The organism is Micromonospora inositola (assembly GCF_900090285.1).
Classification (GTDB): Bacteria; Actinomycetota; Actinomycetes; order Mycobacteriales; family Micromonosporaceae; genus Micromonospora; species Micromonospora inositola.
This window is the reverse complement of sequence record NZ_LT607754.1, coordinates 2,080,635-2,105,357: the sequence shown is the minus strand read 5'-3', so window position 1 is coordinate 2,105,357 and position 24,723 is coordinate 2,080,635. Positions and strand designations below refer to the sequence as shown.

General features: G+C 69.4%; 21 protein-coding genes, 2 tRNA genes and 2 pseudogenes. 14 read left to right on the top strand and 11 right to left on the bottom strand.

What is annotated here, in order from left to right; genetic code table 11:
- The 5 genes from GA0070613_RS10060 to GA0070613_RS10040 are packed head-to-tail and all read left to right on the top strand — an operon-like array spanning position 1 to position 2,738.
- Complete coding sequence (locus tag GA0070613_RS10060; RefSeq protein WP_089012046.1) at positions 1-690, top strand: arsenate reductase/protein-tyrosine-phosphatase family protein; 690 nt, start codon at positions 1-3, stop codon at positions 688-690.
- Positions 683-1,345 (top strand): arsenate reductase ArsC, encoded by a 663-nt coding sequence (locus tag GA0070613_RS33345; RefSeq protein ID WP_089012045.1) that lies wholly within the window; start codon positions 683-685, stop codon positions 1,343-1,345. Before GA0070613_RS10060 ends, GA0070613_RS33345 begins: the two co-directional genes overlap by 8 nt.
- Before the next feature lie 60 nt (positions 1,346-1,405).
- Positions 1,406-2,149 carry an aquaporin gene (locus tag GA0070613_RS10050; RefSeq protein ID WP_089012044.1) on the top strand — a complete coding sequence of 248 codons (744 nt, stop codon included), beginning with the start codon at positions 1,406-1,408 and terminating at the stop codon, positions 2,147-2,149.
- On the top strand, positions 2,146-2,331 hold the full coding sequence (locus GA0070613_RS10045; RefSeq protein ID WP_089012043.1) for a hypothetical protein: 186 nt from the start codon (positions 2,146-2,148) through the stop codon (positions 2,329-2,331). Before GA0070613_RS10050 ends, GA0070613_RS10045 begins: the two co-directional genes overlap by 4 nt.
- A complete protein-coding gene (locus GA0070613_RS10040) occupies positions 2,331-2,738 on the top strand; it encodes an arsenate reductase ArsC (protein ID WP_089012042.1) in 408 nt (135 codons plus the stop codon). The genes GA0070613_RS10045 and GA0070613_RS10040 overlap by 1 nt, the downstream gene beginning before the upstream one ends.
- Positions 2,739-3,048: 310 nt before the next feature.
- Here the strand turns inward: GA0070613_RS10040 and GA0070613_RS10035 are convergent, their stop codons facing one another.
- Together GA0070613_RS10035 and GA0070613_RS10030 are read right to left on the bottom strand one after the other, a co-directional pair.
- Positions 3,049-5,022, bottom strand: coding sequence for a potassium transporter Kup (locus GA0070613_RS10035; protein ID WP_231929734.1), 1,974 nt, complete (start codon positions 5,020-5,022; stop codon positions 3,049-3,051).
- Between the two features lie 54 nt (positions 5,023-5,076).
- On the bottom strand, positions 5,077-5,454 hold the full coding sequence (locus GA0070613_RS10030) for a hypothetical protein (RefSeq protein ID WP_231929812.1): 378 nt from the start codon (positions 5,452-5,454) through the stop codon (positions 5,077-5,079).
- A 335-nt stretch (positions 5,455-5,789) separates the two neighbouring features.
- Here GA0070613_RS10030 and GA0070613_RS10025 point away from each other — a divergent pair, with 335 nt between their 5' ends.
- A complete protein-coding gene (locus GA0070613_RS10025) occupies positions 5,790-6,494 on the top strand; it encodes a YcnI family copper-binding membrane protein (RefSeq protein WP_089012039.1) in 705 nt (234 codons plus the stop codon).
- A 303-nt stretch (positions 6,495-6,797) separates the two neighbouring features.
- Positions 6,798-7,244, top strand: a pseudogene (locus tag GA0070613_RS10020) (permease); the annotation flags it as partial.
- Positions 7,245-7,380: 136 nt separating this feature from the next.
- Here GA0070613_RS10020 and GA0070613_RS10015 read toward each other — a convergent pair.
- The 5 genes and pseudogenes from GA0070613_RS10015 to GA0070613_RS09995 all read right to left on the bottom strand — a co-directional run bounded on the left by GA0070613_RS10015 (position 7,381) and on the right by GA0070613_RS09995 (position 15,312).
- Positions 7,381-10,260 carry a S8 family serine peptidase gene (locus GA0070613_RS10015; RefSeq protein WP_172875780.1) on the bottom strand — a complete coding sequence of 960 codons (2,880 nt, stop codon included), beginning with the start codon at positions 10,258-10,260 and terminating at the stop codon, positions 7,381-7,383.
- Positions 10,261-10,503: 243 nt separating this feature from the next.
- A pseudogene (locus GA0070613_RS10010) lies at positions 10,504-10,993 on the bottom strand (PhoX family protein); the annotation flags it as partial.
- Positions 10,994-11,092: 99 nt separating this feature from the next.
- The gene (locus GA0070613_RS10005; RefSeq protein ID WP_089012037.1) at positions 11,093-12,112 is read right to left on the bottom strand and encodes a WxL protein peptidoglycan domain-containing protein; all 1,020 of its coding nucleotides are present in this window, start codon (positions 12,110-12,112) and stop codon (positions 11,093-11,095) included.
- 157 nt (positions 12,113-12,269) lie between these two features.
- Positions 12,270-13,787: a purple acid phosphatase family protein gene (locus tag GA0070613_RS10000; protein WP_231929733.1), complete on the bottom strand. Its 1,518-nt coding sequence runs from the start codon at positions 13,785-13,787 to the stop codon at positions 12,270-12,272.
- Between the two features lie 199 nt (positions 13,788-13,986).
- The gene (locus tag GA0070613_RS09995; protein ID WP_231929732.1) at positions 13,987-15,312 is read right to left on the bottom strand and encodes a HupE/UreJ family protein; all 1,326 of its coding nucleotides are present in this window, start codon (positions 15,310-15,312) and stop codon (positions 13,987-13,989) included.
- 59 nt (positions 15,313-15,371) lie between these two features.
- Here GA0070613_RS09995 and GA0070613_RS09990 point away from each other — a divergent pair, with 59 nt between their 5' ends.
- The 4 genes from GA0070613_RS09990 to GA0070613_RS09970 all read left to right on the top strand — a co-directional run bounded on the left by GA0070613_RS09990 (position 15,372) and on the right by GA0070613_RS09970 (position 19,477).
- Positions 15,372-16,046 (top strand): type 1 periplasmic-binding domain-containing protein, encoded by a 675-nt coding sequence (locus GA0070613_RS09990; RefSeq protein ID WP_089012035.1) that lies wholly within the window; start codon positions 15,372-15,374, stop codon positions 16,044-16,046.
- A gap of 174 nt (positions 16,047-16,220) precedes the next feature.
- Complete coding sequence (locus tag GA0070613_RS09985) at positions 16,221-16,544, top strand: hypothetical protein (RefSeq protein WP_089015863.1); 324 nt, start codon at positions 16,221-16,223, stop codon at positions 16,542-16,544.
- A gap of 1,184 nt (positions 16,545-17,728) precedes the next feature.
- Positions 17,729-18,292 (top strand): dihydrofolate reductase family protein, encoded by a 564-nt coding sequence (locus tag GA0070613_RS09975; protein WP_089012033.1) that lies wholly within the window; start codon positions 17,729-17,731, stop codon positions 18,290-18,292.
- Between the two features lie 672 nt (positions 18,293-18,964).
- On the top strand, positions 18,965-19,477 hold the full coding sequence (locus tag GA0070613_RS09970; RefSeq protein ID WP_089012032.1) for an NUDIX domain-containing protein: 513 nt from the start codon (positions 18,965-18,967) through the stop codon (positions 19,475-19,477).
- 20 nt (positions 19,478-19,497) lie between these two features.
- Here GA0070613_RS09970 and GA0070613_RS09965 read toward each other — a convergent pair whose 3' ends face one another.
- Complete coding sequence (locus GA0070613_RS09965) at positions 19,498-19,995, bottom strand: NUDIX domain-containing protein (RefSeq protein ID WP_197699064.1); 498 nt, start codon at positions 19,993-19,995, stop codon at positions 19,498-19,500.
- Positions 19,996-20,087: 92 nt separating this feature from the next.
- Here GA0070613_RS09965 and GA0070613_RS09960 point away from each other — a divergent pair, with 92 nt between their 5' ends.
- Positions 20,088-20,678, top strand: coding sequence for a site-specific integrase (locus GA0070613_RS09960; RefSeq protein ID WP_157746313.1), 591 nt, complete (start codon positions 20,088-20,090; stop codon positions 20,676-20,678).
- 77 nt (positions 20,679-20,755) lie between these two features.
- Here GA0070613_RS09960 and GA0070613_RS09955 read toward each other — a convergent pair.
- A tRNA-Arg gene (locus GA0070613_RS09955) sits at positions 20,756-20,828 on the bottom strand.
- Between the two features lie 36 nt (positions 20,829-20,864).
- A tRNA-Ser gene (locus tag GA0070613_RS09950) sits at positions 20,865-20,955 on the bottom strand.
- Between the two features lie 134 nt (positions 20,956-21,089).
- On the opposite strand from GA0070613_RS09950, the gene GA0070613_RS33330 reads away from it, so the two are divergent.
- On the top strand, positions 21,090-22,589 hold the full coding sequence (locus tag GA0070613_RS33330; RefSeq protein ID WP_231929730.1) for a hypothetical protein: 1,500 nt from the start codon (positions 21,090-21,092) through the stop codon (positions 22,587-22,589).
- A gap of 76 nt (positions 22,590-22,665) precedes the next feature.
- Here GA0070613_RS33330 and GA0070613_RS09940 read toward each other — a convergent pair whose 3' ends face one another.
- The gene (locus tag GA0070613_RS09940; protein WP_089015861.1) at positions 22,666-23,439 is read right to left on the bottom strand and encodes a CPBP family intramembrane glutamic endopeptidase; all 774 of its coding nucleotides are present in this window, start codon (positions 23,437-23,439) and stop codon (positions 22,666-22,668) included.
- A gap of 146 nt (positions 23,440-23,585) precedes the next feature.
- Here GA0070613_RS09940 and GA0070613_RS09935 point away from each other — a divergent pair, with 146 nt between their 5' ends.
- Positions 23,586-24,707, top strand: a complete 1,122-nt coding sequence (locus GA0070613_RS09935) for a globin domain-containing protein (protein ID WP_089012030.1) — start codon at positions 23,586-23,588, stop codon at positions 24,705-24,707.
- Positions 24,708-24,723 lie beyond the last annotated feature (16 nt).

Here is a 24,723-nt window from a genome sequence, read left to right as displayed (position 1 = left end):
ATGACTACTGAGCTTGCTTCCCTGCAAGGGCGCGCCCGGATCCACGCCGCGCTCGGCGACCCGGCGCGCCTGGCGATCGTGGACGCGCTCACCCTCGGCGACGCCTCCCCCGGCGAGATCGCCCATGACCTGGGCATGCCCACCAACCTGGTCGCCCACCACGTCAAGGTCCTCACCGAGGCCGGCCTGGTCGTCCGCGGCCGGTCCGAGGGCGACCGCCGCCGCACCTACCTCCGCCTGCGGCCCGAAGCGCTGGCCACCCTGACTCCGCCCCCGCTGACCGACGTCGGCCGGGTGGTGTTCGTGTGCACCCGCAACTCCGCCCGGTCCCAGCTCGCCGCCGCGCTGTGGGTGAGCCGGGCTGGCACGCCGGCCGCCTCCGCGGGCACGAAGCCCGCATCCCGGGTTCACCCCCGCGCCGTCGCCGTGGCCCACCGCCACGGACTCAACCTCGACCCCACCGGCACCGCCCACATCAACCAGGTCGCGCACGACGGGGACCTGGTGATCGCGGTCTGCGACAACGCCCACGAGGAACTCACCGGCCCGGTCCGGCCCCGGCTGCACTGGTCGGTGCCCGACCCGGTCCGCGTCGACACCGACGCCGCGTTCGAGGCCGCCTTCACCGACCTCGCCGCCCGCGTCGACCGGCTCGCCCCCGTCATCAATTCGGGAGACCGTCATGACTGACACCAGCCCGCACCTGCGTGAAGACCTCTCCGTCGACCAGCAGCTCGCCCTGCGCACGGCCGCCACCCGCCTCGCGGCCGAGTTCGACGGCACCTACGGCACCGAGACGGTAGAGCGGTTCCTGCACGCCAGCTACGACCAGTTCGCCACCGTCGGCGGCGTCCCCAACTACCTGCCGTTGCTCGCCGAGCGGTTCGCCCGCCAGCGGCTGCAGGCCCTCGCCCGCGTCGAGGGGCACCACCGCGACGGCCGCCCGGTCGCTCTGTTCCTGTGCACCCACAACGCCGGCCGCTCCCAGATGGCGCTGGGCTTCTTCACCCACCTCGCCGGCGAGCAGGCGGTGGCCTGGTCCGGCGGTAGCGAACCCGGGATCGAGGTCAACCCGGCGGCGGTCGCGGCGATGGCCGAACGCGGCATCGACATCTCCGAGGAGTTCCCCAAGCCCTGGACCGACGAGGTCGTCCGCGCCGCCGACGTGGTCGTCACCATGGGCTGCGGTGACGCCTGCCCCATCTTCCCCGGTACCCGGTATGAGAACTGGGACCTCGACGACCCCGCCGGCCTGAGCCTCGCCGACGTCCGGCCGATCCGCGACGAGATCGAACGCCGCGTCCGCCGGCTGCTCGACGAACTGCACGTTCCCGCCACCCGATAGCCCTCATGCCCGGGCCGACACGCGGCTCGGGACGTCACCGCAATGGGAGAGAACAGACTGATGACCATCGCACTTTGGCGGCGCCTGCTGGCCGAGTTCACCGGCACCGCCCTGCTGGTCACCGCCGTGGTCGGCTCCGGCATCATGGCCACCACCCTCTCCCCCGACGACGTCGGGCTCCAGCTGCTCGAGAACTCGATCGCCACCGCGCTCGCCCTCGGCGCGCTGATCCTGATCTTCGGCCCGGTCTCCGGCGCCCACTTCAACCCCGTCGTCTCCGCAGCCGACTGGTTCCTCGGCCGCCGCGCCGCCACCGGCCTGACCGGCCGCGACCTCGGCGGCTACGTCGCCGCCCAGATCGCCGGCGCGATCGGCGGGTCGATCCTGGCCAACCTGATGTTCGACCTGGTCGCCGTCGACTTCTCCGGCAAGGACCGCGCAGCCGGGCACCTCTGGCTCGGCGAGGTCATCGCCACCACCGGCCTGATCCTGCTGATCTTCGCCCTGGCGCGCTCCGGCCGCACCCCGGTCGCCCCCGCCGCGGTCGGCGCCTACATTGGCGCCGCCTACTGGTTCACCTCGTCGACCTCGTTCGCCAACCCGGCGGTCACGATCGGCCGGGCGTTCACCGACACCTTCGCCGGCATCGCCCCCGCGTCCGTGCCCGGCTTCGTCATCGCGCAACTCGTCGGCCTCGCCGTGGGCATCGGACTCCTGGCTGCGCTCTACCCCGACGCCGGGCAGGCCGCCGACCAGGTCGTCGTGCCCACCGACGAGCGCGACCCGATCGACCACCGCGCATGAACACCGACCCGGCGCACGGTGGAGCGGACACGTCGTACCGCGCCCTGCTCAATCCGCCGCGTCCCGCTGGCCGCTACCGGCTGCTCGACCACAACAGCGACCCCGACCGGTCCCTGCCCACACCCCACACCGAGGCGCCGGTGAACCGGCCCTGCGACCCGCACTGCCAGAAAGGCTCCTGATGTCCGACAAGCCCAGCGTCCTGTTCGTCTGCGTGCACAACGCCGGCCGCTCCCAGATGGCCGCCGGCTGGCTGCGCCACCTCGCCGGCGACGCCGTCGAGGTCCGCTCCGCCGGCTCCGCACCCGCCGAGACGGTCAACCCCGCCGCCGTGCAGGCCATGCGGGAAGTCGGCATCGACATCACCGACCAGACCCCCAAGCTCCTCGAATACGAGACCGCCGAGTCCTCGGACGTCATCGTGACCATGGGTTGCGGCGACGCCTGCCCCGTCTTCCCGGGCAAGCGCTACGAGGACTGGAAGCTCGAAGACCCCGCCGGCAAGGGCGTCGAGTCCGTCCGCCCGATCCGCGACGCGATCCGCACCCGGGTGGAGCAGCTCCTCGCCGATCTGCGCCCCACCGCCTGACACGTCACCGCCGCCCGCCCGCCGACCCCACCGTCGGCGGGCGGCTGCACCCTGAGCAGGACGCCTGCGTGAAGCAGTCCAGTGCTCGCCGGCCCCGCCGTGTCCGGCGCCGCTGACGCTCGGCATGCAGCAGACTCGACACGAATAGCATCGTCTCCCGCCGCATGTCCAAGACGGCGGCGAATCTGACGCGTGGGGACACGTGACGTCTCCATGGCCGTTGACATTTTTCCAGTTATCAATGACACCACCGGCGGATGCCCTCAGACCCCGCGCGTCGGGCTGCTCGGCGCGGCTGAGCGGGGCGGGTTCAGACGGGGATTTCGGCGCTGAGGACGACGGTGCGTTCCTCGGGCAGGTGAAGGAACTCGGTTTGACTGGCGGCGTTGTGGGCGAGGGCGATGAACAGGCGTTTACGCCAGATGGCCATACCGGGGCGACGGGTGCACCGCAGAGTGATCCTCGAGACGAAGTAGTAGACCTCGTCGAGGGCGAACCCTTCGGCGAGGGGGTGGGTGGCGGCGCGGCGCATGACCTCGGGGAAGTCGGTGGGGTCCTGAAAGCCGAAGACGGCGGTGATGTGGATGATGCCGTCATTCGGGTCGCCGAGATCGTCGATGGTCAGGCGCTGATCCCACGGAATGTGCGGGACGTTCGCGGTACGACCAGTAATGATCACAATTCTGTCGTGCCGAACGTGGTTGTGCGCGACGTTCGCACGCAGTGCCAGCGGCGTCGTCTCCTTGTTCGGATGGGGGAACACCGCGGTGCCCGGCACCCAGGGGATGTTCGTGGCGTGCAGGGTGTCGATGAAGTCGCGGAGCGGTCCTTCCCGTTCGGTCCTTCGGGCGGTGACGAGTTCGGCTCCGCGCCGCCACGTCAGCAGGACGGTGAACAGGATGATCGCGATGAGCAGCGTCAGCCAACCGCCGTGGGTGACCTTGGCCAGGTTCGCGGTGAAGAAGGTCAGCTCGATGCTGCCGAAGACGACCCCGAACAGCACCAGCCGCCAAGTGGGCCAGTGCCACAGGGCCCACGCGACGACGAGGAACAGGGTCGTGGTGATCAGGAATGTGCCGGTGACTGCCACCCCGTAGGCGGCGGCAAGGTTCGTGGATGAGCCGAACGCGAACGTCACTAGCAGGACTGCCGCGAACAGGCTCCAGTTCACTCCGGGCGCGTAGATCTGCCCGTACGCGCGGCGGGAGGTGTGTCGGATGCGCAGGTGCGGCAGGAAGCCGAGCCGCATGGCCTCCCGGGACACCGAGAACGCTCCGGAGATCACCGACTGGGACGCGATCACGGTGGCCACGGTGGCCAGGATGACCATCGGCAGCTGCGCCCAGCCGGGTAGCAGCAGGAAGAACGGATTTTCCCTGCTGTCTGGTGCCCGGAGGATCAGCGCGCCCTGGCCGAGGTAGTTGAGGGTCAGCGCGGGAAACACGATCGCGAACCAGGCCCGGCGGATCGGGGCGCGGCCGAAGTGGCCCATGTCGGCGTAGAGCGCTTCGGCGCCGGTGATGGCCAGTACCACGGCGCCCATCGCGATGAACGCGATGACCGGGTGGTGCACGACGAACAGGGCCGCGTACGTGGGTGACAGCCCGGCCAGGACGCTCGGGTGACGTAGCACCTCGGCTGCGCCGGCGACGGCCAGGCAGGCGAACCAGAGCAGCATGATCGGCCCGAACACCGCCCCGACTCGTCCGGTGCCCCATCGCTGGATCGCGAACAGCAGGGTGAGGATGACCGCCGACACCGGCAGGACTACCACCGCCCACGTCGGGGAGATGATCTCCAGCCCTTCGACCGCCGACAACACCGAGATCGCCGGGGTGATCACGCTGTCGCCGTAGAACAGGGCGGCGCCGAGCGCCCCGAGCGCCAGCACCGTGGCGGCGCGCCTTTCGCTGGCCTTGAGCAGCGCCCTTCGGGCGAGGGCGGCCAGGGCCATCACCCCGCCCTCGCCTTCGTTGTCGGCCCGCAGGATGAAGATGACGTACTTGACCGACACGATCAGGATGATCGACCAGAAGACCCACGAGATCACCCCGAACACGTCGGGAGTGTCCGGTGTCAGGCTGCGGTCGAGGGTGAAGACGGTCTTCAGCGCGTACAGCGGGCTCGTGCCGATATCGCCGTACACGACACCCAACGCGCCCAGCAGCAGTCCCAGGCCCGCCGTCCGGCGACCCGCCAGTGATGTCTGGGACGCCGTCCCACCATCCTCCGCCGGCTCCTTGCCGCCCACCGCAGACTGCTCGTTGTTCGCACGCTCCGCCACCCCACAGGCATACCAACCCGCACGCCGCTTCTACCCCAGACCTCCGAACTTTGGTCATGCCAGCCCTAAAGGGCAGAGCGCCGGAGGGGTCGGGCAACCGCGCCCGCGAGCTGGGCTAGTGCCGCAGCAGGCAACGTTTGCCCTGTCGCTGGGTGGGCGTCCTCGGTTGGTTGCTGTGGAAGAGCAACCCCACGGCGAGCCAAAGACCGGTGGCGGCGTGCCAGCTTCGGGTGCGACGTACTCCCTGGCGTTGCCGTCTCCGAGGGCGACGGTGGCGAGGGTGCCGTCCGAGTGCGCGGCCCGGGCCGCGGCGACCTGCTCCGCCAGGGGACGAGCCTGGTCGCCCACCCGGTCGACCACCAGCTGCTCCCCGTACAGCGCCCGGTCCAATTGCGGGGTGATCGTGTAGGCGAGGCCGCTCAGCGCTGCCACCACCAGGAACGGCGCGACCAGGACGCCGGCGTATAAGTGGATGCGCAACAGCAGAGCAGCCCACCCGGCGGCCGTTGGCTGTCGCCCCTTGCCTTGTCCGGCATCTGCGGCCTGGTCGATCGTTTGCGGTCATACGGTTTCGTCCGATCTCGCCGGGGTGGGTTGTCGAGATCGGTAGTCGGGCGGGCACCCTTCCGGGTTCCCGAAAATCGGCTTCTGCTGTGCGGAATCCCCCGTTTGGCGGAGGCCGGGAACTATCCGCGCGTGACGGACGACTAGCTGACCGTGCCGGACCGGCCGGCCCCCTTAGATCGAGATGATGAGGACGCCCTGACATGAACCGGTCACTGCTCGCGCGAGCGGCCACCATCGCCGCTACTGTCGCCGCCATCACCGTCGCGGTGGCTGGCCCGGCGTCGGCGCACGTCACCGTCAACCCGAAGGAGGCGACGCAGGGCGGCTACGCCAAGGTCACCTTCCGGGTGCCGAACGAGAAGGACAACGCCAACACCACGAAGGTCGAGGTGAACCTTCCCACCGGCTCGCCTATCGCTTCGGTGTCGCTGAAGCCGCTGTCCGGGTGGACCGCGCAGACCGAGACGTCCAAGCTCGCAACGCCGATCAAGAGCGACGACGGGGAGATCACCGAGTCGGTCACGAAGATCACCTGGACCGCTGACGCCAACTCGGCGATCAAGCCCGGCCAGTTCCAGGAGTTCGACGTCTCCCTCGGCCCGCTGCCGGAAACCGACCAGGTCGTGTTCAAGGCCCTGCAGACCTACTCCGACGGTGACGTGGTGCGCTGGATCGACGAACCGAGCAGCGGCGCTGAGCCGGAGCACCCGGCCCCGGTGCTGAAGCTGGCGAAGAAGGACGCTGCCGCGCCCGCCGCTGCCCCCGTGGCCGTAGCCAACACCGCTGACACCACCAACGACGACTCCGGCAACGCCACCGTCTACGGCATCATCGGCATCCTGCTCGGCCTCGCCGGCCTCGTCGCCGGTCTGCTGGCGTACCGCCGCGCCGCGCAGTCTCGCTAACGAAAAGGGGCCAGGCCGTCGCCAGGCCGTCAGCGGGCGAACATTGCCCACCAATGACGACCACTGGCGGCGGCCTTTGCGCAGCTTGCTAAGGGTGACGACGAGCCGACCAGCGACGAAGGACCGACCTTACCTGTAGTTGGTGAACTGGTGGGCCGGCAGTTGTTCGGTGAGCTGAACCTGGTCACCGACGAAGGCGCGGTCGTGGCCGTGGCGCCGTTTTCATCGGCACTGCTGTCGGTGGCCGGGAGAAGGTGATCCGCCCTGAGCACGACTGATCCAGCAGCCTCTGTCACGCCAACCATCCCGGCCAGCGCCGAGGACCAGCCCGCCGTCCACGACAGACAAGGTCGGGTCGGCTCGACCGAGGTGCTGTGCTTCCTGCTCATCCTCCTCGGCGTGCTGCATCGGCAGGTCGGCGCGCTGGTGGCGGATCCGCGTCTGCAGACCTGGCTGACCGTGTTCGTGTCGGTCATGGTGCAGGCGGTGCCGTTCCTGGCCTTCGGCGTGGTCCTGTCGGCCGTCATCGCGGTGTTCGTACCCCGCTCGTTCTGGGCCCGGGCCCTGCCCCGGCACCCGGCGCTGGCCGTGCCGGTCGCCGGCGTGGCCGGGGTGGTGCTTCCCGGCTGCGAGTGCGGGTCGGTGCCCATCGCCGGGTCGTTGATCCGGCGCGGGGTCACCCCGGCCGCGGCGCTGGCGTTCCTGCTCGCCGCGCCGGCGATCAACCCGATCGTCCTCACCGCCACGGCCAGTCCTTGGCACCTGTCCGGGGAATGGGGACAGACTGGCGGCCCGCACCTCCACAGGTGACCCGACGGCTCGACAGGCAGAGAGGGGCCCGGCAGCTGAGGCTGCCGGGCCCCTGCGTGTTTCGGGCCTGCCGAGGTCAGCCCACCGTGATGAAGGTGACGTTGGTGGCGCCGGCGTAGGAGATCACACCGAAGTACCGCTTGGCCGGGTCGAGACCCGTCCAGGTCGCGGTCAGCGTCACCGGTACGCCGGCGGTAACCGGGCTGTCACTGACATTCAGGTTGCCCGCGGCGCTGTTCGGCACCACCCAGTTGCTGAGGGCGTACGAGGTCGAGCCGCCGGGCGTTGCGAACCCGTTGACGTAGACGTCGTACGTGCCCGGAGCCGGTGCCGTCAGTGTCACCCGCTCGTCCGACGAGCCGGAGGCCGACAGGGCCACGAGCGTGCCCGCCTTATAGACGAACAGGTCGAGGTCGGCCGTCTTGTCGTTGGAGACAAGGTCGAACCGGGCCGCCTTGGTGTCGTTCGGAACCGTCACGTGGTAGACCTTCGTGCCGGCACCCACAACCGGGTTGTTGGTGTCGAACGGTCCGGCCGTGACACTGTCGGCGACCGGCGTCACGCCGGCCATCCCGGCGACAGATGTGCCCAGCGCCGGGGCCGTGGAGCCGGGCGTGACGGCGAAGGTCGTCGACCCGGCCGTGATCGCCCCGGTCACCTCGCTCGGCGCCTTCACAGCCACGGGCCGCAGCGCGATTGGGCTCCGCGCGCTGTGGGTTCCGTCCGACCACGTCAAATTGCCGGTGGCATACGCGCCCAGCGGAGCCGTGGTCCGGCTGAACGTCACAGTGAAGGTCCGCGTCGCGTTCGGTGCCAGCGTGAAGCTGGACGGCGACACCACGGTGGTGAAGCCGGGGACGCTCGCCGTGGCGGTGTAGGTCGCCGTCGTGGAGCCGACGTTCCTCACCGTGCGTGTCACCTTCTGGACGCCGGCCAGCCCGCCGATCGCGATCGACGCCTGGTTCAGGTCCGTGCCGGAGACCGGCGGAAGGGTGTCGAACGGCGGCGCGAAATGGACCCCGAGACTGACCATGTAGCTGCGGTAGTCGTTCGGACCCGCCGGGTACACCAGTCCGGGATCGGCCGCACGATTCGGGTTCACGAATCCGGCGCCCTGGGCGAACGGGCTCTTCGTCGTCTTGGTGTCGATCGCCGACGTCATGAGCGCGGACTTGATCTCAGACGGCAGCCAGCCCGGGTGCAGCTGCTTCATGAGCGCGCCGATGCCCGCGATATGCGGCGAAGACATCGAGGTGCCCGAGTAGAAGTCCCAGTCCCGGCCGTGGTTGCTCGGCGGCGCCACCGCGGCGACGACATCGTTGCCGGGTGCGGCAATGTCAGGCTTGAGGATGTCGCCACCCGTGGTCGTCGACGGTCCCCGCGAGGAGAAGTCGGTGACATCAGGCACGTCCGGCGCCGCCGCGAGCTCCGCCGGGGTCAGGTCCACGATGCTCGCGGTCGCGCCCGCCGTGTCAGCGTAGGTCTTGACGGCGGAACCATCGACGTTGTTCAGGTGGACCGACGGGATCGGGTGGTAGTCGCCGTTGAGCGAGTTCGGGCTGGTGTTCACCATGACCATACCGACGCCGCCTGCGCGCTTGACCTCGAAGCTCTTGTCAATGCGATCGTTGACACCCCGGTCACAGACCACCACCTTGCCGGTCACCTTGACCGGGTCGAGGGTGCCGTCGAAGCAGAGCTTGGCGTCGTTTTCGCTCGCACCGGCCAGCTTCCCGCTCAGTGCGGTGATCAGCGGCGCTGGTGTCGTCAGCGCCGGGGTGGTCGAAGCGCCCACGTACCGCGCCCCGTTGCCGAGCGCAGCCACTCGGTACGCCTTGCGGAAGGTGGCGGCTGCGACAGTGGTGACCCACGGCGCGGGGTGGTCCAGGGTGCTCGCACCCGGTCCGCTGTTGCCGGCCGAGTTGGCCACGAAGACACCGACGTTGGACGCCGCCCGGAACGCCTGCGCCACCGAGTCGAGCACCGACGACTCGGACGAGCCACCGATGGAGAAGTTGAGCACGTCGACACCGTCGAGGACGGCGTCGTTGATCGCGGCGACGCTGTCGGAGTTGAAGCATCCGGCCGCCACGCCCGGCGCGCCCTCCCAGCACACCTTGTACATCGCGATGGAGGCGGCTGGAGCCATGCCCGACGCGGTGCCGATCTGCTTGCCGTCGATGGTCACCGTGACGCCGGCGTTGCCGGCGGCCGTCGAGGAGGTGTGCGAACCGTGGCCGGACCCGTCGCGCGGCGACAGGAAGTCCTCGTTGGCGATGTTCTTTTTGCCGAATCCCTCGACGTAGTACCGCGCGCCGACCAACTTGTTGCCGCACAGCGACACTGCGAAGTTCTCACCGGCGACGCACGCGCCATGCCAGTTCTTCGGCCGTGGGTTGATCTTCTCGTTGGCGAAGGAGGGATTCTCGGGCCAGATGCCGCTGTCGATGACGCCGACGACGATGCCGGCGCCGGCGTTGGCTTGACCGCCTGCCTGCGACCACACGCCGCCTGCGGCGCTGAGGCCGAGGAACTCCGGGGAGACCGTGGTGTCGAGGTGCGACACCTGGTCGCGCTCGAGCCCGACGATCCCCGGGGTCTTCGCGAGGGCGGTTGCCTGAGCCTTGGTGAGGTTGGCGGCGACGCCGTTGTTCGTGATCGTGTAGTCGTAGATCTTGGTCGCGCCGACCTTGGCCAGTGCCGCGTCGTGCTTACCCGTCAGCTGCGCGCGCCACGCCTTCACCGCCGACGAATCGGGGTCGAGCTTGTCGCCCGCTTTGGGCTTGGTGGCCTTGAAGCCGGAGTTGTAGCCCTCGTAGTTGCCGACGGGGTCATCGGCGAACGTAACGATATAGCGGCCGTCGGTGTAGCCGCTCGAATTGCCTGGCGATGCCGCATTGGACGTGGTCGCGCCAGCGATGCTGCCCGCGATGGCGACAATTGGGATCACGGCCATACTTGCTCGCCGTAATCCCTTCGACCTGAAGATCATTTTGTTTCTCCTCAGCGGGGGTGATGCCCGGGTCAGGGCCCATCGGCATCATGACCATGGAGACGACCGCTGTCTATCAGCCGCTCCGCCCGCAAGCGCTGAGGCTGTGACGAAAACGGACATTATCGATTTAATCGGCGCGACGCCAGAGGCGATCGAGCGGTGCCCTCCCTGGCGGGGAGGGCACTCTCGTGGGTGGGTGTCGGGTCAGGCGCCGATCTGGCGGCCGTCGAGGCGCCAGACGGTGATCACGGCCGGTCGGGCGAAGTCGCCGTCGGGCCAGGTGGAGGCGGGCTTGTCGAGGCTCGCGCCGTCGATCTCACCCGGGTGCTGAACGGATACGAATGCGGTGCGGTTGTCCGGTGCGATGTGTGCGGACGCCTGCTCGGCGCCCGTCGGCACGGTGAGGAACTGCTTGACGTGTCCCCGCTCCAGGCCCTCGACCGGGACGGCGAACAGGCCGTCGTTGGAGCCGAGGGCGTTGCCGTCGGCGTTGTCGCCCGCCGTCCTCGGTGATCTCCAGGATGTGGCCGTGCTTATTGTTGGTGCGCGGGTTGACCTCGTCGGCGGCAGGCTGTCCGGCGGCGCCGCGGCGGGTGTTGTTGGTCAGGGCGGCGTAGACCTTGCCGGTGCGCGGGTTCGGTGCGACGTCCTCGGGGCGGTCCATCTTGGTCGCGCCGACCTTGCCGGCGGCGAGCCCGGCACCCGCGACACCTCCCTCCGTCCGCCGATCATCATGTCGAGGAGGGCAGGAGCTCAAAGCGCGGGGCCGGCACGGATACCTGCAGTGGCGCGGCTACTGGTGAGAGGTCTCCCGCTCGCGCGGCGCCTGCTCGACAGCCTCTGGGACGCGAATATCCTCGCGAGGCTTGGCGTGACGACGGCGGCGCCGGGAAGCCAGACCCGCGACGACGAGCCCGCAAAGGACGACGAGCACAAACAGAAGCAATGCCCAGGCGATGGTCCAGGCGTGCGTCGTGGTCTCGACCATGGCGAGAGGGGCGATCGAGCCCGACGCGTCGGTGAGCAGCGGTACGAGGGTGACCGTCACCGTCAATCTCAGCGCGGGAGCCACTTCGTGTACCGGCACGGAGACCTTCCAGGTGTCGCCCGGGAGCAGCGGGGGCGAATCGTCGATCTGCCCCGCACGGACGCCCAAGCGCCCGAAGGGGCCGGATATGGACACCGCTTGCCGGGCGGTGAGGATCGCGTTGCCCGTGTTGTGGATCGTGTACGTGACGGTGGCGTCGCCCTTCCCGAACGGATTGGGCGTGCCCGAGTAGCGCACGTGCAGGTCCTCTACCGACAGGCTCGGCTTGAGCTCACCACCTACGCGCAGACGGATCCGGATGCCGAGACGCCGGTCCACAGGAGTTTCGCCCGCTTCGCTGGCCTGCGTCAGCGAGGTGACGATGCCGCCCATGTAGTCGCCGGGCGCGGCGTTGTCCGGAAGAGCAACCGTGAATGGCACCTCGACCGACTCGCCGGGCCGGACCGTCACGTCGTGTCGGTCCGCGTGGACCCACGCACCCACCCGGGTCGACTTCGCGTCCTTGGTGACCAGGTCGAGCTGGCCTGCCTCGGTGGTGAACCCGTCGGCGGCGTACACGGCCAAGTCGAGCGGCGTGACGCCGCGGTTGACGACCACGAGGCCGTCCTTGAGCTGCCCGCCCGGGTTGAGGGTGTAGGTGTAGTTCTGCCGGCCGGACCCGAAGTCGTTGGAGGCCGTCCTGACCGCCCAGGGAACGTCGCCGTCCTCCGCCGCAGCGGGTCCGGCCCCCACTGTGAGGAAGCCGAACGCGGCTAGCAGCACCATGGCAGTGGCCCGAACGAGGGCTCCGACTGCTGTGGTCGTAGGCGGTCTGGACGGGCTCATCTGATGGTCCTCGGGCAGTCTGGAAGCGGGCGGATGGAATGCGTGCGGTGGGGTGGGCACCCGACGGTGCCCGCCCCACCAGGTGGAGCGGGCCGGATCAGCTCAGCGCGGTGAGCGTGAGCGTTCCGGCACCACCCTCGGTCGTCTGCTGAAGCCAGCCGGACTCAGCCGAAGCCGGCGTGGATGCGTCGGCCGTGATGTCGTAGCCGTTGCCGCGGTACGGGTGGATGACCACCTTGTCGACGGTGGAGCCGACCGGTTGAGCAGCGCTGGCGCCGCTGTTCGGGCCGCACCACGACACCTTGCCCAGCTCCACCGCTGCGTTGGGGGCGTCGCAGGTGCCGCTGCGGATGTTCTCGACGACGAGCTTGTTCTTGAGCACCTCGACCTTGACGTAGGTACGGACGTGCTCCTGGTTCTCGACCGAGTTGGCCCAGTGGCTGTTGGGGTTCAGCGGGTCGGGACCGTAGTTCGGGTCCTGGGTCGGGTCCGGAGCGGTGAGGTCGTAGTACTTCGAACCCGACGCGGAGTTCGCCGTCACGTAGATGACCCCGCCCGGGCCCTCGGCCACCTGGGTGGCACCGGGCTGCTCGTCCGGGTGGGCCTTCTGGCCGTTCTTGATCGCGTAGCTGCGGGAGTAGCTGTGGTCGTGGCCCTGTAGGACCAGGTCGACGCCGAGCTTCGAGAAGGCGGTCGGGAAGTCCTGACGGCGCTTCTGGTTGTCGGTGTCGTTCGCGTGGTCGGCCGGCGAGTAGATCGAGTGGTGGTAGACGAGCACCGTGTACTTGGCGTCGGCGCCGTGCGCCTTGACGACGTCGGTGATGTAGCCGACGTGCGCTTCGTCGGCGCCGTTGGCGTAGGCGTTGCTGTTGATGTCGATGAACAGGACGTCCTTGTAGATGTACCAGTAGTCACCGCCCGACCGGGTGGAAGGGCTGCCGTTGTAGAACGGCGCGGAACGGTCGGTGTTCGGAGTCCAGAAGTGCTGTTCGTAGGCCTTGCCGCCGACGTCGTGGTTGCCGATGGTGGCTGCCCACGGGTACTGGCGCAGCTTGTCGGGGGCGAGGAAGGCGTTCCACTGCGTCTCGGTGTTGGCGGTCTCGACCTGGTCGCCGCCTGAGACGAGCAGTTCGGCGTTCGGGTTGGCAGCGAGGGCGACGTTCAGGGTGTCCGACCACCCGGCACCGTCCATCGCGACATTGCCGGACGAGCCGATCTGCGGGTCGCCGAAGAACAGGAAGTCGAAGTCGCCCTCGAAGTCCTGCGTTTTGAAGGAGTACGTCGGGGACCAGCCGCCCTCGGCGCCGACCCGGTAGGAGTACGCAATGTTCTCCTGGAGGCCGTCGATCGTGGCGTGACCGTTGTAGCCGCCGTTGACGGTGTTCGCGGCGACAGTGGCCGGGAAGGTGACGGCGTCCGCGGGGAACTGGCCGTTGACGAGATGGGAAGTCGGTGCGACCTCGACCGCCTGAGTGGTGCCGGCCGAGGAGTACCACGACACGGCGCGCTGCGACTCGGTGGCGCCCACGCCGAGGACGATGCCGGTGGGCGCCACGGAGTCGGCAGCGTGGGCCGCGGTCATCAGGCCGCTGCCGAGCACTGCTGTGACGCCCATGGCTGCCGCAGTGGCGCCCGCAGCCACCCGGCGTCGGACAAGGCCGGGGGCCTGTGTCCAGTTGTTCAGCTTCATCTGTTTCCGTCCGTTCGGGTACGAGGTGATGAAGAGCCTGTTCAAGGTTTCGGAAGCGGGTGTCTCCGAGGTGAATTTGGGGCAGGCGGACTGGTTGCCCTTGCCGGAAGTTTGTGGCCTGGTCTCAGAGGACTCGTTGCACGAACCAAACCAGGCCCATGGCGGACACACCCGCTGCGATCGCCCCGGTCGTCCACAGCCCCGCGACCGGTTGGCGGTGGCGCAGCAGGGTGAGCAGCGGGAAGGCGACCACAATGATCGCCAGCTGCACGGCCTCGATGCCCACGTTGAAGACGAGCAGCGACCACAGCAGTGTCCACGACCAGGCCTGGTCGATTCCCAGTGCCGCGGCGAAGCCGAGTCCGTGCACGAGGCCGAAGCAGAAGACCACTGCGAGCCGCGTCCAGCCGGCGGCATCCAGGCTGAGGTGGCGGTGACCGATCGTCTCGAGATCGGTGGCGTGCGATCGGCGTCGCCAGGTCCGCCACAGATGCCAGGCCGCGACGACCGCGATCGAGAGGGCGATGACCGGCTCGACGAACGACGCAGGCACCTGCACGAGGCCGAGGGCGGCAAGGGTGAAGGTCACCGAGTGGGCAAGCGTGAAGGTCGTTGCCGCCAGCACCATCTCGTGCAGGCGGCGTGACCCGACGATGAGCGCCAGCAGGAACAGGATGTGGTCGAGCCCGGTGAGCAGGTGCTCTGCTCCGAGCCGGAAGAACTCCGAGAACCGCTCGGCCCAGGACTGTTGCGTGGAGAACGACCGATGCTGGGCGTCGAGGGCGGCGCTTCCGGAGTTCAGGTCGAGGTCGTAGGTGACGATCGTCTTGGTGTCGCGCACGTAGCCCTCGGAGTCCGGAAACAGCCCGCTGCGCACCTCGTGCGCTCCAGCGGACTCCGGGCAGCGGTAGTCGAGAACCAGCAGCGTGTACGGGACGCTCTCGCGTTCCTCGATCGTGAAGGCGCCCTTCTGTACCGGGGTGCACGCCTCGCCCTCGGCCGTGACGCCGAACCGCTCGGTCACGTACGCGATGACCGAGTCGGCGTGGGCGTTGAGCGCGGCGGCCTGCTCGGCCGCGTCGCCGGCCTCGAACGCCGCGTTGCCCGCTTGGAAGAGCCGGTCATCCTTCTCGTAGTCGGCAGCGGAGACGACGAGTAGGTCGTACTCCAGCCGGAGTTCGGTGCGGACGTGCCCGGTCTCGGGCGAGGTGAGGTTGACGTACGCGGTCGAGGTGAACCCGTGGGCAAGAGCGGGCACGGCACTCATCAGGACGGCCACGGCCATCGCTGTGACGGCGAGGGCAATGGCACAGGCACGACGTCGAGCGGCGTGCGACATGTAGCTCCGTTCGGTTGGCGAGCGAAATCTGCCCGGCTCAGATGAATGAGCGGCGGCTCGCGCGCAAATCAGTGACGAACCAAGCCCGACGAGATCGCCCCTGGCCCCCAAACCTGCAGGCAATGGGGTAGGAAGTAGGCGCATTTCCCGCCACCCGGAGGACGATCTCCATGCGCTCCCGACTTCGGCCCGCCGGCACGCTGGCCGCGGCAGTCGCGGCCGCCGTATTGATCAGCGGATGCAGCTCCGGCGACGACTGGTCCCGGCCGCACGCAAAGCCCGCCGCCGTCGGCACCCTCGGCCCGGGGTTCGTCGATCCGGCCGCACCGCCCGCCCCGGAGGCGACGATCACGCCGCAGCCCGGCTCGTGGAACGGGGTCCATCCGTCGAAGGGCTACCGGGTGGTACTGCTCACCGCAGGGGAAGACCCCCAGACCAAGACGCTGGTGAGCGCCGTGACGGCGTGGGCCGAGGAGGAGCACGTCAGCCTCAAGACCGTCACCGCCAAAGAGCCCGACCAGCTCATTCCGAGCATCAGCAGGGCCATCGATCTGGCGCCCGACCTCATCATCGGCGCCGGCAATGACCTCGTCGACCCCTTGGCCCTGGTCACTGCCAACCACCTAGATCAGCAGTTCCTCGTGGTCGGCGCTGAGCTGGCCGAGCCCACGGCGAACGTCACCGCCGCCGACTGGACCGGTGCGTCGTTCCGGGGCGAGGGACTGGGCATGTCTTCGACGTACGATCCCGCCACCTTCACCCCCGAGCGTGCCGGGCGCGCCGTCCGGGCTGGTGTCGCGGCCGTGCTCAACGACCTAACCGGCATCGTGATCTGGCTCGACTAGATGTGAGACTGACAGACGCCTATGACAATGCGGTAGCTGTCTGTCGGAGGCGTTCGTAGCGTAACTAGGGCGCCAACTTTCCAGGCTGCGCTACCCGCTCATCTGGTGGGTCGGGTAGCAGTCGTCGGGTGAAGGTACTGGCCGACCCGTCCGCAGCCGGGCACGATGGGCGGGGTGGAGGTACAGCTGCTGGTGGTCGAGGACTGCCCGAACGAAGCACCAGCCGCCGTGGTGCTGCGCCGAGCGCTCGATGAGGTGGGCCTGTCGACGGTGCGATTCACCATCCGGGTGGTAACCGGCCAGACCGAGGCCGAGCAGCTCGGCTTCCTCGGCTCACCCAGCGTCCTCATCGACGGCCAGGATCCGTTCGCCGAACCCCACCACCGTCCGGCGATGGCATGCCGGCTCTACCGCGACGACGCCGGCGTGTCAGGTGTGCCGCCGATCAGACCCCTGCGCCAGGCCCTCAAGCGGGCCGCCGACGCCACCGCGCCATGACGTCGCCGCGCTGACCGGCACAACGGCAGAAGATGGCGGCAAGCTGGTGGGAGCGGCATACGGATGGACGATGCCGGCAGCCCGGTGGTGGTCCCGCCCAGATATGGACCCGCCGCGCGCGGTCGTGGGCGCCGCCAAGCTCGCAGACATGGAGTGGATCGTCCAACCGCTGCGCCGCGGGGAAGGAATCGGGACGGAGGTCCTGCGGCGGTTGCTCGCCGATCGATCCGAGCGGTACGCCCACGCTCGCCTCCGACCCGGTGACGTGTCGTAAACAGCCCCGGCCGGATGGTCGGCACCGATGACCGGAGACGTTATGGCCATGGCCGAGATAGCGGCCTTCCTCGGTGTGTCCAGACAGCGAGCGAACACGCTCGCTGACCGTCCCGACTTCCCTGAGCCGATCGCGCACCTGACCGTGGGGCGGGTATGGGCGACGGCCGGCATCCGGGCCTGGGCAGAGAAGCGCCGCAGGGAGCTTGAGGGCGAAGCCGGCTAGATCAAGCGTCGCGTCAGCTCCCCGCCTCGCGCAGCTCGGCCCTTACCGGGGCGTCCAACGACACGACCAGATGGCGCGCTGCCTGAGGGTGGGTGCGCCTGTCCACCCAGAGACCGAGCGCGGTGCACCCATGCAGCGGAACACCGCGACACGTGGCGCCCGTCAGGGGCTTCGAACGTAGGAGCACCATCGGAGCACCACGTTCCAAAATCCGGGAAGGCTCGTCCCGAACAGCAGAACGAATCAAGGCCGTGACCCTGCATTTCTGCTGGTCACAGCCCGATGGCGGTTCGTGTGGACCTGTTGGGGTCAGACTGGGGTCAGCCGGCAAGCTGCCGCATAACCGGCTTGGAAGCATTGAGCGAGGACCAGGAGCCGGCCCGCCCGAGCACGATCGGTGGTCTGTCTCGGCCCGCCGAGTAACCGTCGTTGGCCTCATCTAATTGCACGTTAATTGCACGGCATCTACCGGGCTGAGCAGTCTGTTCGCGTGTGGAGCGGGTGCGCTGCTTGCTGTGCGCGGGCGGGGTTGAGATTGGGCGGGTTGCCCTGGTCGGCCGAGTGGGCGACGCTGCGCGCACCGAGCACGAATGACTACCACCGAACTCAGATCGCACATTGATCATTTTCCTGCGCCGAGCCGATCTAGACTCCCGAGAACCGACTGACAGAAAGGCATGGCACCGTGCGGAAACTGATCTACGGCATGAACCTGACCCTGGACGGCTACATCGCCGCGCCCGGCGACGACCTCGGCTGGAGCGGGCCGAGCGACGAGCTGTTTCAGTGGTGGCTCGACCAGGAGTTGGCGATCGGGCTGTTGATGTACGGGCGCAAGCTGTGGGAGGCGATGAGTTCCCACTGGCCGACCGGCGACCAGCAGCCCGACGCCACCCCGGCGCAGATCGAGTTCGCGCGGAACTGGCGGGACACGCCGAAGGTGGTGTTCTCCTCGACGATCGACACGGTCGACTGGAACACCCGCCTGGTCACCGGCGACGCTGTAGCGGAGATCACCCGACTCAAGGCCGACGACGGCGAGCCGATGAGGGTCGGTGGCGCAACGCTCGCTGGGGCGGCCATGCGGGCCGGGCTGGTCGACGAGTACGAGATCGTCACCCATCCGGTGCTGGTGGGCGGCGGCACACCGTTCTTCACCGCGCTGGACAGCTGGGTGAACCTGAACCTGGTGGAGACGCGGACGTTTCCCGGCGGCGTGGTCCTGACCAGGTACGAGACGAGGCGTTGAGCGCGATTCCTTTGCTGCTTGTCTGAGGGAGTGGCAGCATGCCCCGGAGCAAGGTCGAGCTGTTCGCTGCGACAAGGCAGGGCTCGCCATTCCTCGCCCTCACCCGATAGATGCCGATACCAGTCGAGACGGCGGCGGGGTCCAGGGATCAGCGGCAAAGATGTTTTAGGCTCCGGGAGTCCTTGCGCGAGTGGAACGGTCCGGTGGACGGGTGAGGTGGCGGCCGAAAAGATCTTGCTGCCCCTGGACGCCGACGGTGGCTCGGCGCACACTCCCTGGCATCGGGTGAGGGGTTCCACCGGTACATGCCGTGGTGCCGTGTCGTGTGATCTGAGGACGGCGCCCCGCGCCGCCCGCAAGGACGTGCGCGGCGCGCGGCGCTCGCGCCGCGCCTTGATCCTTAAGAGGGCAATTCGGCAACGTCTTCGGTTCTTGAATTGTCCCGTCACGGGACATGCTTGACGCTCACGTCCCACCTGATGCCCGACATGATCCTCAAAGGGCGCCGCGGAAGCCTTCACGGTCCGCGACACGGGCGCGCATCGCGGCATGGCCGAACCGCTGGCGATGGGCTGCCACGCCCCGTAGCGATCGGATCGCGGCAGATCCGGACGTGTGGGTGTCCCCTTTGGCTGGAGCCAGCTTGTCCTATCCCCGTGCTCTAATCCCGTCATGCATGTCGTCGTCACAGGCGCACTCGTTGAAAACGGCGCGGTCCTGCTAGTACACCGCAGGCCGACCAAACGGGTATACCCAGACGTCTGGGATCTGCCCGGGGGGCAGGTCGAAGCGGCCGAGTCGGAACTACAAGCCCTCGCGCGTGAGATGCGCGAGGAGCTCGGTGTTCACATTGTGGCGGAGTCCGCTTCACGGTTGGGCGTCTTGCATGCCGGCAGTGGTGAGGACGCCGTTCACGTGGGCGTCTGGCAAATTGGAGACTGGGTTGGCTCTCCGACCAACCGTGCACCTGACGAGCATGACGACATCGCATGGGTCGGGATCAGCGAGCTGGGCGGCCTTCCCCTCGTGCATGGCGTCTTGGCGGCATTGGTTCGTTGTCTGCCTGAGTTTGAGTGCGCCCGCAGGCACTCAGATGTCACCGACTGTAACCAGGACGACCGAGGAACCAAGGCCGACTGTCGTGCATGTGCTGGGACGGATTCGTCAAGCAGGCGGTGGGACTAGACACTTCGGTTCTTGAATCCTCAAGACGCGTCTCGGTTTCCAGCGGCTCGGCGTCCATGCGCTTCTAAAGCCGAGTACACCCACTTGGAGACCGCCGGGTTGCCAGGTAGGTCCGTAAGGTCGACGCCTGCCCACCGAGCTTTGGAGATCTCCCCATTTGGGCTGATCTCGTCCGAGGTCGCGTGCAGGCGGACAACCTTCAGGTGCCCCCGTTTGCCCCCGCTGGTGGTCAGGTGTTCCTCCAGCACGAGGGCGAACGAGTCCAACTCAACGCCCAGTTCCTCGATGCACTCACGCCTGGCCGCTTGCTCTGGGGTCTCCCGGGCTGGCTTGTATCCGCCTCCCGGCAGGCTCCACAAGGATCGGTCGCCGTAGCTGTGTTGGACGAGGAGCACTCGGTCAGCGTCGACCGGGTGCATGATCAGCGCCTTCACGCCGTAGGTGGTCGGCTTGGCGATCCGCCAGTACACCCTTCGGATGTGGTAGAGCAGTTTGAACGCGAACGGCGGAATCCTCATACGGCCATCCCATCGGTGAGCCATGCGGTGCGGTAAACGGACCCCGGGCTGTCGTATTAGGTCGGGAGATCCTGCACGGCGCGGACGATGAGTTGGCGGGCGTCTTCACCGGTGACGGCTTCGGTCCAGAGCCGCTCGATGGCCGTGGCGTAGGTGGCCGCTTCGTCACCGGCGGTGAGGCGTTGGCGCTGCGGTGGGTCGACGTGGACCTGGTCGACAACGTGCTCCGCATTCGGCAGACGCTGCAACGCACTGGCGGACAGCTGCGGTTCGGGCCGGTGAAGACGGACGGCTCCGAACGGACTGTGGCACTGCCGGCCAGCTTGGTCGAGGTGCTGGGCGCTCATCGGGCACTGCAACGGACGGAGCGGGAGGCGGCCGGTAATCGCTGGCAGGATCATGGCCTTCTCTTCACGACGAAGATCGGCACCCCGATCGAGCCGCGCAATCTGAATCGGCATTTCGACCAGTTGTGCGAGCGGGCGGGAGTTCGCCGGATTCGGGTGCACGACCTGCGCCATTCCTGCGCAACGCTGCTTTACGACCAGGGCGTGCCGCTCGAACGGATTCAGGACGTGCTCGGGCACAGCTCCCCGACCGTCACCAAGTCGATCTACGTGGAGGCCACCCGGCGGGTGCAGCAGGACGCGGTGGACCGGCTCGGCTTCCTGTTCGACGCGTAGGCGTAGGGGTCAGCCGTGGGGGTCAACACGATCAAGGGCCGGTCTCCCTCGACAGGAAACCGGCCCTTGACCTGCTGTGCGCCCGAAGGGACTCGAACCCCTAACCTTCTGATCCGTAGTCAGATGCTCTATCCATTGAGCTACGGGCGCTTGCTGCTCGGCCAGTCTACACACCTGGCTTTTGCGCGGAGACTCCGGGATTCGAACCCGGGAGGGGCTTTAAGACCCCAACCGCATTAGCAGTGCGGCGCCATAGACCAGACTAGGCGAAGTCTCCCTGGCGGCCCGGAGGCCACCGCGCCCGAGGATACAGGTCCGTACCCACCCGGGGCAAAGCGACTACCGCACAGCCCCCAGACCCCTGCGTTTCCGACGTGTGCCAGGCCACGCTCAGGTCTACGCTCCATCGATATGCAGGAGCAGCCGCCGAGCGATCCGCCCCGCCGCGAGCCCGCCACCGGCGCCCGGCGGAGCCGCTCCCCGAAGCCCACCTTCGCCGCGCCGCCGACACCCGAGCCACCCGCCCCGCCGGCCCGCCAACCGGAGGCGGAGAGCGGGTCGCAGTCCCGGGCGCGGCGGGCCAAGGCCGCACCGGCCGTGCTCTTCCAGCCGCCCGACCCCACCCAGGCGGTTTCCCGCACCTCGGGCCACTCGACCGGCGACGCCTCCGAGGAGGGTCACACTCGCCCCGCCGGGACCGCCGCGCCCCGGCCTCGTCCCGCCACCGGGGCCCCCCGGACTCCTGCCGCCGAAGGCACGGCGACGGAGGCCAGCCCGGCCGCCGAAGGCACGGCGACCGAGGCCGCCCGGACTCCCGGCCGCGAGGGCACGGCGACCGAGGCCGGTCCGCGAGCGGTCCCGACCGGCGAACGGGCGGAACCGGTCGGCACCGGGCCGGATCCGGTCCAGCGGGGGTCGGAGACGGACGAGGAAGCCCCGAAGCCCACGCGCCGCGCCCCGGCGAAGAAGGCGACCCCGGCGAAGAAGGCCGTTCCGGGGAAGAAGACGAGCCCGGCGGCGCGGAAGCGTGCCGAGGCGGCCCCGGCGAAGGCCAGCGACGAAGCCGGTGACGGAGGACACACCGACCGCGGCCCGGCGGGGAAGGCCGCCGCGCCGCGGCAGGCGGGTACCCGGGCTGCGACGCCGAAGAAGGCCGCCCCCGCGAAGAAGGCGACCGCCGCGCCGCCCGTCGAGATCCCGACCCAGCCGGGCCCGGCCACGGTCGCCGTACGGGCGGTCGACGCAGCGGAGCCGGCGTCGGGGCGTACCGCCGGGGTGGAGTGGCGGGCGATCACCGCGCGCGTCGTCGACCACCCGGCATTCGCGCCGGAGCTGCTGGCCCTGGCGGCGGTCGACGCGCTCGGGCCGCGTGCCGGGGAGTGGGCCGGGCGGCTGCGCGGCACGTACCCGGAGGCCGACGCGGACGGGTTGGCCCGGCTGGCCACCCGGCGGTTCGTCCGACTGGCCGGGACCGGTGGCGCGGTCGCGGCGGGGGCCGGGCTCTTCGCACCGGTGGCCGAGCTGGCGGCGGTGCTCTGGACGCAGGCCAACCTGGTGCTGCACCTGGCGGCGGCGTACGACCGCGACCCGGCCCATCCGGACCGGGCGGCGGAGCTGCTGGTGCTCACCCAGGTCCACCCGGACGCCGAGAGCGCCGACGCGGCCCTGGACGCGGCCCGGGCCGCCGACGGGCCGGGGGAGCGGCCGTGGCCGCGGGCCGCCGAGGCGGCCTGGCGGCTGGCGACCCCGCTCGCTGCCCAGGCCGGCGGCTGGCTGGGCCTGCGGCTGGCATCGCGGCTGCTGCCGGGGGCGGCGGTGCTCGCCGCGGCGGCGGGGGACGCGGCGGCGGCCGAGCGGCTGGCGGCCCGGGCGATCGCCACCTACCGCCGGCCCCGGGTGCCGAGTCGATGATCGTCCCGCGGTGCGGCAGGTCGGGCCTTCAGCCGCCCGGGACAGCCCGAGCTGCCGCAGTCGGACCCGTCGCGGGTCAGAGCCAGCCGAACCAGGACTTCGGCAGCAGCGCATAGCCGACGAAGGCGACCACGTCCAGCAGGGTGTGCGCCACGATCAGCGGCGCCACCCGGCGGGTACGCAGGAAGACGAGGCTGAAGACGACGCCCATCACCGCGTTGCCGAGGAAGGCGCCGAAGCCCTGGTAGAGGTGGTAGGAGCCGCGTAGCACCGCGCTCGCCGCGATCACCGCGGCGAACCGCCACCGGAGCTGCCGCAGCCGGGTGACCAGGTAGCCGACCACGATCACCTCCTCCAGCACCGCGTTCTGGACGGCGGCGAGGATCAGCACCGGCACCGCCCACCACAGGTGCGGCAGCGCGGCCGGCACCAGCGTGGCGTTGACGCCGAGCTGCGCCGCCGCCCAGAACAGCGCCAGGCCGGGCAGGCCGATCAGCGCCGTCAGGCCGGCGCCGCGGGCCAGGTCCGACCCGGGCCGCCGCAGGTCCAGCCCGAGCGTCCGCGCCGGGTCGCCGGGGTCACGGGCCAGCAGATGTACGGCGAGCAGCACCGGCAGCAGCGCGAAGAAGATCCCGACCAACTGGTACGTCAGGTCGAGGTACGGCCGGGCCGACTGGGAGTTGTTCAGCGAGGCGGTCTGCTTCGACAGCGGGCCCGCGGCGCTCAGCTTGGCGGCCAGCGACACCACCGCGTAGACCGCCGACTGCCCGAGGGAGAGCCCGAGCACCAGCAGCGTCTCGGTGCCCAGGGTCCGGCGGGACACCGGCCGGGTGAGCTCGTCAACCGTCACCGGACCACTGTGCCGCAAGCCGCGGCCGCTCGGCACCACCAGGCGGGGCGGAGTGAGCCAGTCGCACATTCTGTGCGATCGGTGCGCACCCTCCGTGGAGATTCTATGGGGGCCCGATCCGCCGCCAGGAGAAGGAGCGTGCCCCCGTGGAGAACTTCGCGCGGCTGCTGAAGGAGAGCTGGACCCTGGTCGAGCAGGACCGGGCACGGCTGAGCGGCCACTTCTACGCCCGGCTCTTCCTCCTCGACCCCGAGCTGCGCAAGCTCTTCCCGATCCAGATGAGCGGGCAGGGCGACCGGATCCTGGAGGCGATCGTCACCGCCACCCAGACGGTCGGCGACCCGGAGAGCTTCGACGAGTACCTGCGCGCGCTGGGCCGGGACCACCGCAAGTACCACGTCGAGGCCACGCACTACGAGACCATGGGCGTCGCCCTGCTGGACGCGCTGCGCAGCACCGCCGGCGACGGCTGGAACCTCGAATACGACCAGGCCTGGCGGGAGGCGTACGCGAGCATCTGCGAGAAGATGCTGGCCGGGGCGGAGGCGGACGAGAACCCGCCGTTCTGGCACGCCGAGGTACTCACGCACGAGCGGCACGGCCCGGACACCGCCGTGCTGACCGTCCGCGCCCTGCAGCACCCGCTGCCCTGGAAGGCCGGCCAGTACGTCAGCATCGAGGCGCCCCGGTACCACCCGCGGGTGTGGCGGACGTACTCGGTGGCGAACGCCCCGAACGACGACAACGTGCTGGAGTTCCACGTGCGTACGCCGGCCGGCGCGGCCGGTTGGGTGTCCGGGGCGCTGGTCCGCCGGACGAAGCCGGGCGACCTGCTCCGGGTGGCCGCCCCGATGGGGTCGATGACGCTGGACCGGTCGTCGGCCCGGGACATCCTCTGCGTCGCCGGCGGGGTCGGGCTGGCCCCGATCAAGGCGCTGGTGGAGGAGCTGATCAGTTTCAACCGGACCCGCTGGGTGCACGTGTTCTACGGTGCCCGCCGTCCGGAGGAGCTCTACGGCCTGGCCGGCCTGGCGGAGCTGGTGACCGCGCACCCGTGGCTGTCGGTGACCCCGGCGTGCAGCGTGGACCTGAGCTTCGACGGCGAGGTGGGCGACGTCTCTGACGTGGTCACCCGCTACGGGCCCTGGACGACGCACGACTGCTACGTCTCCGGCTCGACCCCGATGGTCCGGGCCACCCTGCGCGCGCTCGCCGCCGACGAGGTCCCGCCGGAGCACATCCGGTACGACGCCTTCGGCGCCCGGTAGACGTTCCTCCCCCGGA

Bases quoted from the DNA above. Each gene is read 5' to 3' on its own strand.
- GA0070613_RS09965 (WP_197699064.1), bottom strand. From the start codon at position 19,995: ATGAGGATTCCGCCGTTCGCGTTCAAACTGCTCTACCACATCCGAAGG.
- GA0070613_RS10040 (WP_089012042.1), top strand. From the start codon at position 2,331: ATGTCCGACAAGCCCAGCGTCCTGTTCGTCTGCGTGCACAACGCCGGC.
- GA0070613_RS09970 (WP_089012032.1), top strand. From the start codon at position 18,965: ATGCATGTCGTCGTCACAGGCGCACTCGTTGAAAACGGCGCGGTCCTG.
- GA0070613_RS10060 (WP_089012046.1), top strand. From the start codon at position 1: ATGACTACTGAGCTTGCTTCCCTGCAAGGGCGCGCCCGGATCCACGCC.
- GA0070613_RS09990 (WP_089012035.1), top strand. From the start codon at position 15,372: ATGCGCTCCCGACTTCGGCCCGCCGGCACGCTGGCCGCGGCAGTCGCG.
- GA0070613_RS10000 (WP_231929733.1), bottom strand. From the start codon at position 13,787: ATGGGCGTCACAGCAGTGCTCGGCAGCGGCCTGATGACCGCGGCCCAC.
- GA0070613_RS10045 (WP_089012043.1), top strand. From the start codon at position 2,146: ATGAACACCGACCCGGCGCACGGTGGAGCGGACACGTCGTACCGCGCC.
- GA0070613_RS33345 (WP_089012045.1), top strand. From the start codon at position 683: ATGACTGACACCAGCCCGCACCTGCGTGAAGACCTCTCCGTCGACCAG.
- GA0070613_RS10025 (WP_089012039.1), top strand. From the start codon at position 5,790: ATGAACCGGTCACTGCTCGCGCGAGCGGCCACCATCGCCGCTACTGTC.
- GA0070613_RS10050 (WP_089012044.1), top strand. From the start codon at position 1,406: ATGACCATCGCACTTTGGCGGCGCCTGCTGGCCGAGTTCACCGGCACC.
- GA0070613_RS33330 (WP_231929730.1), top strand. From the start codon at position 21,090: ATGCAGGAGCAGCCGCCGAGCGATCCGCCCCGCCGCGAGCCCGCCACC.
- GA0070613_RS10005 (WP_089012037.1), bottom strand. From the start codon at position 12,112: ATGGTGCTGCTAGCCGCGTTCGGCTTCCTCACAGTGGGGGCCGGACCC.
- GA0070613_RS10015 (WP_172875780.1), bottom strand. From the start codon at position 10,260: ATGGCCGTGATCCCAATTGTCGCCATCGCGGGCAGCATCGCTGGCGCG.